This is a genomic window from Neisseria sp. HMSC074B07, from assembly GCF_001810355.1.
Taxonomy (GTDB): Bacteria; Pseudomonadota; Gammaproteobacteria; order Burkholderiales; family Neisseriaceae; genus Neisseria.
On record NZ_KV800944.1, the window covers coordinates 34,761 to 41,549 of the forward strand.

The 6,789-nt window shown below is 55.3% G+C and carries 5 protein-coding genes; 1 reads left to right on the forward strand and 4 read right to left on the reverse strand.

Annotated elements, in window-relative coordinates; genetic code table 11:
- Positions 1-34 precede the first annotated feature (34 nt).
- From hexR to zwf, 4 genes are all read right to left on the reverse strand, one after another.
- On the reverse strand, positions 35-883 hold the full coding sequence (gene hexR, locus HMPREF2726_RS07310; protein ID WP_003776986.1) for a DNA-binding transcriptional regulator HexR: 849 nt from the start codon (positions 881-883) through the stop codon (positions 35-37).
- A gap of 49 nt (positions 884-932) precedes the next feature.
- Entirely contained in the window at positions 933-1,934 is a 1,002-nt protein-coding gene (locus HMPREF2726_RS07315; protein ID WP_009312376.1) for a glucokinase, read from the reverse strand.
- Positions 1,915-2,610 (reverse strand): 6-phosphogluconolactonase, encoded by a 696-nt coding sequence (pgl, locus tag HMPREF2726_RS07320; protein WP_009312375.1) that lies wholly within the window; start codon positions 2,608-2,610, stop codon positions 1,915-1,917. Before pgl ends, HMPREF2726_RS07315 begins: the two co-directional genes overlap by 20 nt.
- A gap of 216 nt (positions 2,611-2,826) precedes the next feature.
- Complete coding sequence (gene zwf / locus HMPREF2726_RS07325; RefSeq protein ID WP_009312374.1) at positions 2,827-4,272, reverse strand: glucose-6-phosphate dehydrogenase; 1,446 nt, start codon at positions 4,270-4,272, stop codon at positions 2,827-2,829.
- A 463-nt stretch (positions 4,273-4,735) separates the two neighbouring features.
- On the opposite strand from zwf, the gene edd reads away from it, so the two are divergent.
- Positions 4,736-6,571: a phosphogluconate dehydratase gene (edd, locus tag HMPREF2726_RS07330; RefSeq protein ID WP_009312373.1), complete on the forward strand. Its 1,836-nt coding sequence runs from the start codon at positions 4,736-4,738 to the stop codon at positions 6,569-6,571.
- The last annotated feature ends 218 nt before the right edge of the window (positions 6,572-6,789 follow it).

Here is a 6,789-nt window from a genome sequence, read left to right on the forward strand (position 1 = left end):
CTTGTCCTGATTTAAATTTAATCCACTATATTGTTTAGTCTTTGTCGTAATCGATGTGTTTGTTGTGTATGCTTTTTTTGCTTTTTTGCAGTTGCAGGCTGGCGGCATCGCCCAGGCGAAGGGCGAGTCCGATGGCGAGGATGTCGATGACGGCGAGTTGCAGCAGGCGGGACACCATGGGGGTGTAGAGTTCGGCGTTTTCCTGTGTGGCGATGCTCAATACGCAGTCGGCAAGCTGTGCCAGCGGGGAGTCGTTGCGGGTCAGGGCGATGACGGATGCGCCGTTTTCTTTGGCGATGCTGACGGCGTCTAAAAGCTCGATGGACGAGCCGGTGTTGGAAATGGCGACGACAACGTCTTGGTCGGACAGGACGGAGGCTGCCATCAGTTGGGTGTGGGTATCGACGTAGGCGACGGTGGAAATGCCGAAGCGGAAGAATTTGTGTTGCGCGTCTTGGGCGACGATGCCGGAGTTGCCGACGCCGTAGAACTCGACACGGCGGGCGTGCATCAGGGTGGCGATGGCGTTTTCCAGTTCGGACTCTTTCAGAAAGCGGCGTTCGCCCAAAATGGAGGCGGCGGCGTTGCCCAATACTTTTTCGACAACGATGCTCATGTCGTCGTCGGCGTTGAGCTCTTCATGGACGTAGGGCATACCTTCGTGGCCTATGCTGGCGGACAGGGCGAGTTTGAACTCGGGCAGTCCTTTGTAGCCCAGGCTGCGGCAAAAACGGATGACGGTCGGCTGGCTGACGGATGCGCGCTCGGCGATTTCGGCGACGGCGGCATGGACAAACCATTTGGGTTCCGCCAAGGCGCATTCGGCGACTTTGCGTTCTGCGCCCGACAGGTTTGACAGTGATTCGCTGATTTTGCTTAACATAAATATGCCCTTCGGTGTGTGCCGCCCCTTGTCGGGGCGGCTTGTGTGATTAAACGTTTTTCAAGTGGTTGTCGAGTGCCGCCGCTGCGCCGGTGATGCCCGGAAATTCGCTTAAGACGACATAGACGGGAATCGCGGCGAGATAGGCTTCGAAACGGCCTTTGTTTTCAAAGCGGCTGCGGAAAGGTGAGGTTTTAAAATATTCCAAAACGCGGGGGATGATGCCGCCGCACAAATACACGCCGCCGCGCGCGCCCAGCGTCAGGGCGAGGTTGGAGGCGACCGTGCCGAGCATGGCGCAGAAGATGTCCAAAGTCTGACGGCAGAGCGGGGACGTGCCGCTTAAGGCTTTTTCGGTGATTTCGGACGGTTTGAGGCGGTAGTTTTTCAGTTTGTCGCGTTTGGCGAGTGCCTCGTAAATCAGGCTCAAACCTGCGCCGCTGAGGAAGCGTTCGGCGGAAACATGGCCGTATTTGTTTTTCGCATACTGCCAAATCAAAACTTCCATGTCGTCAAACGGCGGGAAGCTGGAATGGCCGCCTTCGCCGGCAAGCGCCACCCAGCCTGCGGGGCTGTGCACCAGTCCGCTCACGCCCAAACCGGTTCCCGGCCCGATGACGGCTTTGGGGGCGAATTCGATGGGTTTATGCCCGCCTACCTGCATCAGGTCTTTGCTTGAAGTCTGCGTTACCGCCAATGCCTGCGCGGTAAAGTCGTTCAAGAGGATGAGGGTGTCCAGCCCCAGTGCCTGACGGGTGGTTTCGATGGAAAACGCCCAGTGGTGGTTGGTCATTTGCACCCAGTCGCCCAATATCGGGTTGGCGATGGCGAAGGCGGCGTGCCGGACTTCGGCTCCGCCTGCCTGTTCCAAATAGGCTTTGGCGGCATCGACGATGGTGTCGTAGTCTTTGCACGGCAAGACTTGGGCTTTTTCAATCTGATGCGGGGCGGTTTCGAGCGCGAAGCGGGCGTTGGTGCCGCCGATGTCGGCGACCAGGCGCGGATAGTTTTTGCCGACGGGTTGTTGAATATCAGTTTGAGTAGAAGACATGGCAGTTCACTCCTTGATGGTTCAATACCAGGCTGGTCGGATATTCCAAATCGGCGCGCGCGGCGGCTTTGTCGAACACGGCTTTTTTCTCCGCACCCTGAATCGCCAAAAAGACGTTTTCCGTTTTGGCGATGGCGCCCAAGGTCATGCTGACGCGTTCGTGCGGCGCGGTAACGGGCGTGGTGTGGATGAGGGTCGGGTCGTCTGATTCGTTGATGGCTGCCTTCAGCTGCGGCGCTTGCGGGAAGAGGGAGGCGGTATGTCCGTCGCCGCCCATGCCCAAAATCAGTACGTCAGGTTGTTTGTAATGTTTCAGCGCGTAGGCAACGACGCTGTCGGGTTGTAATTCAGTTTCAGTTTTACCCGCTTCGACAACGGGAATCCAAGTCGCTGCGGCGGCTTTGTTTTGCAACAGGTATTCGTGTGCTAGGGCAGTGTTGCTGTCGGCGTGGGTCGTCGGCACGATGCGCTCGTCAACCAAAGTGATGCTGACTTTTTGCCAGTCCAAATCTTTTTGTGACAAGGCTTGGAAGAAGGGAATCGGCGAGCGGCCGCCGGAAACTGCCAATACTGCGCTGCCTTTGTTATTCAGCGCGTTTTGCAGCGCGACGGCGACTGCGTCTGCCAAAGCCTCTGAAGCGGCTGCTGCGTTTTCGTATTCATGCCAAACGAACATAAAAGTGTCCTTTCTCTGTTTTCAGACGACCTTTTTGTTAAGAAGGGGGCAGGAGGTCGTCTGAAAGGCAGTGTTTGTGAGCGGGAAAGTAAGTGAGAGCCTGTATTGTCGATGGCGGCGAGAATGTCGGCGGAAACGCCTAATCTGCCGCCTTATGGTTTTCAGACGACCTTTTTGAACCGTGAACGTTTCAAACAAAGGTCGTCTGAAAAGGCTTTACTGGTCTTCGTGCCACTTGTGTCCGTCGCGCGCCAACAGTTCGCGGGCGGCCTCCGGACCCCATGAATGCGCGTCGTAGCCGTGCGGCGGGGTGGTGTTGCTTGCCCAGTTATCCAAAATCGGCATCACATATTCCCAAGCGGCTTCGAGTTCGTCGCGGCGGTTGAAGAGGGCGAGCTTGCCGTTGATGACGTCCAGCAGCAGGCGTTCGTAAGCTTCGGCGCGGCGGCCTTCGAGGACTTTGTCCAAGTCGGCTGCCAGCGGCACGATTTCGACTTTGTTGCCTGCGCCCGGCGTTTTCATCTGCGTATAGAGGCGTACGGATTCGGTCGGTTGCAATTCGATAACCAAACGGTTTGGCGTGGCTTGGCTGTTTTCAAAAATATGGTTTTGCAGCGGACGGAAGTTCAATACGATTTCTGCCACTTTGCCCGCCATGCGTTTGCCGGTGCGCAGATAGAAGGGAACGCCTTTCCAACGGTCGTTTTCGATTTCGGCTTTGATGGCGACGTAGGTTTCGGTGAAGCTGTTTTGCGGAACGTTGATTTCTTGCAGATAGCCGTTCATGCCTTTGGCGGCGGTGTATTGTCCGCGCACGACGTTTTCGTTGACAGATTCGATGGTCAGCGGTTTCAATGATTTGATGACTTTGACTTTTTCATCGCGCACTGCGTCGGCATCCAAGCTGGCGGGTGCTTCCATCGCAGTCATGCACAGCATTTGCATCAGGTGGTTTTGCACCATGTCGCGCAGCGCGCCGGTAATGTCGTAGAACTCGCCGCGTTCTTCCACGCCGAGCTGTTCGGCGATGGTCAGTTGTACGCTTTCGATATATTTGTTGTTCCACAACGGCTCGAACATCACGTTGGCAAAACGCAGCGCCAGCAGGTTTTGTAGGCTTTCTTTGCCTAAGTAGTGGTCGATGCGGTAGATTTGGCTTTCTTTGAAGTAGCGGGCGACATCGGTATTGATTTGTTGGGAAGAGGCGAGGTCGGTACCCAGCGGTTTTTCCAAAACGACGCGCGCGTTGTCGGCGTTCAGTCCGACTTTGGCAAGGTTTTCGCAGGCTTGCGCGAAGAATTTCGGCGCGGTGGAAAGATAGATGATGACGTTGTCGGTCTCTTTGCGGGCTTTGACTTTTTCGCCCAAAGCGGCAAAATCGGCTTCTTGGGTAACGTCGACTTTCAAATATTCGATGCGTTTGACGAACGATGCCCAGGCGTCGTCTGAAAAGTTTTGTTTGACATGGATTTTGGAGTTGGTTTCCACTTTTGCCAAAAAGCCCGCCGTATCCAAATCGCTGCGGCTGACACCTAAAATACGACCCTGAGGATTGAGCAACCCTGCAACGTGCGCCTGATACAGACAAGGCAGCAGCTTACGCATTGCCAAATCGCCGGTCGCGCCGAACAACACCAAATCAAAATTTGTTTGTGTACTCATCGTTTTATCTCTCGTTGAGGAAGGCCTTGTGCCGGCGCCGCCGGATGCCGTGAAAGACGGGCGGTTTCGGCAGAAAAGCAATGGAAACCAATCGCCTGCATCAAAATTTCAAAACAGGCGGGCTAATGAGTAGTAATACTACACATGGCTACACATTTTGTCTATTCTCATTTTTACAAATTATTTGACTTAGTTTAAAAGTTTGATGAGTTTGGTCTGGTAGATTTTCACAAATGACGCATATCACGATTTAAATCAAATTTCTTACATTTAGCAGATTATTTTGTAACTAAATTACAGGTTTTGTATTATAATAGCCTGCATAGATAGAGTGAGGCTTTCAGACGACCCCTTGCATGGTTTGAAAGGTCGTCTGAAACGCTGAACGCCCCACACCCAATACAAAAAATCAGAAACGCGCAAACAAAAATCCCATACCACCCCTTCCGACAGGAGACCGAACATGAATCCCACTCCTATCCACCCCAAGCTCGCCGAAATCACCGAGCGCATCATCGAACGCAGCCGTCCGACCCGCGAAAAATATCTGGCGAAAATCCGCAGCGCCAAACAAATGGGACGGCTGGAGCGCAACCAGCTCGGTTGCAGCAACTTGGCGCACGGCTACGCCTCCATGCCCAAAAGCATCAAAATCGAAATGCTTCAGGACACCGTCCCCAACTTAGGCATCATCACCGCCTACAACGACATGGTTTCCGCACACCAGCCGTTTAAAGACTTCCCCGACCAAATTAAAGACGAAGCGCAGAAAAACGGCGCAACCGCGCAAGTTGCCGGCGGTACGCCCGCCATGTGCGACGGCATCACGCAGGGCTACGCCGGTATGGAATTGTCGCTGTTCTCCCGCGACGTCATCGCCATGAGTACCGCCATCGGCCTGTCGCACCAAATGTTCGACGGCAGCCTGTTTATGGGCGTGTGCGACAAAATCGTACCGGGTTTGATGATTGGCGCGCTTTCGTTCGGTCATATTCCGGGCATCTTCGTCCCCGCAGGCCCGATGTCCAGCGGTATCGGCAATAAAGAAAAAGCCCGCACCCGCCAGCTTTTCGCCGAAGGCAAAGTCGGCCGCGACGAACTTTTGAAAAGCGAAATGGGTTCCTACCACAGCCCCGGTACCTGCACCTTCTACGGCACGGCAAACTCCAATCAAATGATGATGGAAATGATGGGCGTACACCTGCCCGCCGCCGCTTTCGTCCATCCCTATACCGACCTGCGCGAAGCCTTGACCCGCTACGCTGCCGGACACCTCGCACGCGGCATCAAAAACGGCACCATCAAACCCTTGGGCGAAATGTTGACCGAAAAATCCTTCATCAACGCCCTGATCGGTCTGATGGCGACCGGCGGCTCGACCAACCACACCATGCACCTCGTCGCCATGGCGCGCGCCGCAGGCGTGATTTTGAACTGGGACGACTTTGACGAAATTTCCTCCATCATCCCGCTGCTCATCCGCGTGTACCCCAACGGCAAGGCCGACGTGAACCACTTTACCGCAGCAGGCGGCCTGCCTTTCGTTATCCGCGAATTACTGGACGCAGGTTTGTTGCACGACGATGTCGATACCGTCGTCGGACACGGTATGCGCCACTACACCAAAGAACCTTTCCTCATCGACGGCAAACTCGAATGGCGCGAAGCCCCCGAAACCAGCGGCAACGACGACATCCTGCGCAAAGTCGACAACCCGTTCTCCCCGGACGGCGGCCTGCGCCTGATGAAAGGCAATATCGGACGCGGCGTGATTAAAGTGTCCGCCGTGCGCGAAGGCTGCCGCATCATCGAAGCGCCCGCCATCGTGTTCAACGACCAACGCGAAGTGTTGGCAGCGTTTGAACGCGGCGAGTTGGAACGCGATTTTGTGTGCGTCGTCCGCTACCAAGGCCCGCGCGCCAACGGTATGCCCGAGTTGCACAAACTGACCCCGCCTTTGGGCATCCTGCAAGACCGCGGCTTCAAAGTGGCGCTACTGACCGACGGCCGTATGTCCGGCGCGTCCGGCAAAGTGCCCGCGTCCATCCACATGACGCCCGAAGCCCTGATGGGCGGCAACATCGCCAAAATCCGTACCGGCGACCTGATCCGCTTCGACTCCGTTACCGGCGAACTCAACGTCCTGATTAACGAGGCCGAATGGAACGCCCGCGAAGTCGAACACATCGACTTGAGCGCGAACCAACAAGGCTGCGGCCGCGAACTCTTCGCCAACTTCCGCAGCATGACCAGCAGCGCAGAAACCGGTGCCATGAGCTTCGGCGGCGAATTTGCCTGATGCACGTTTCAGACGACCTTTTCAAACGGAAGGTCGTCTGAAAAATTATTGAAGCGGTTTAAGTTCAAGATGTCGGATTCAAGAATCCGACCTACAGCCCCAAAGGTCGTCTGAAATTTATAATCCCGTCCCGTTTTAACGCAGCAGATGTAGCGTGGGCTTTGCCCACGAACAAAACCAAAGACGTAGCAACTGTATTTTTCACCCCGTCGGGCAAA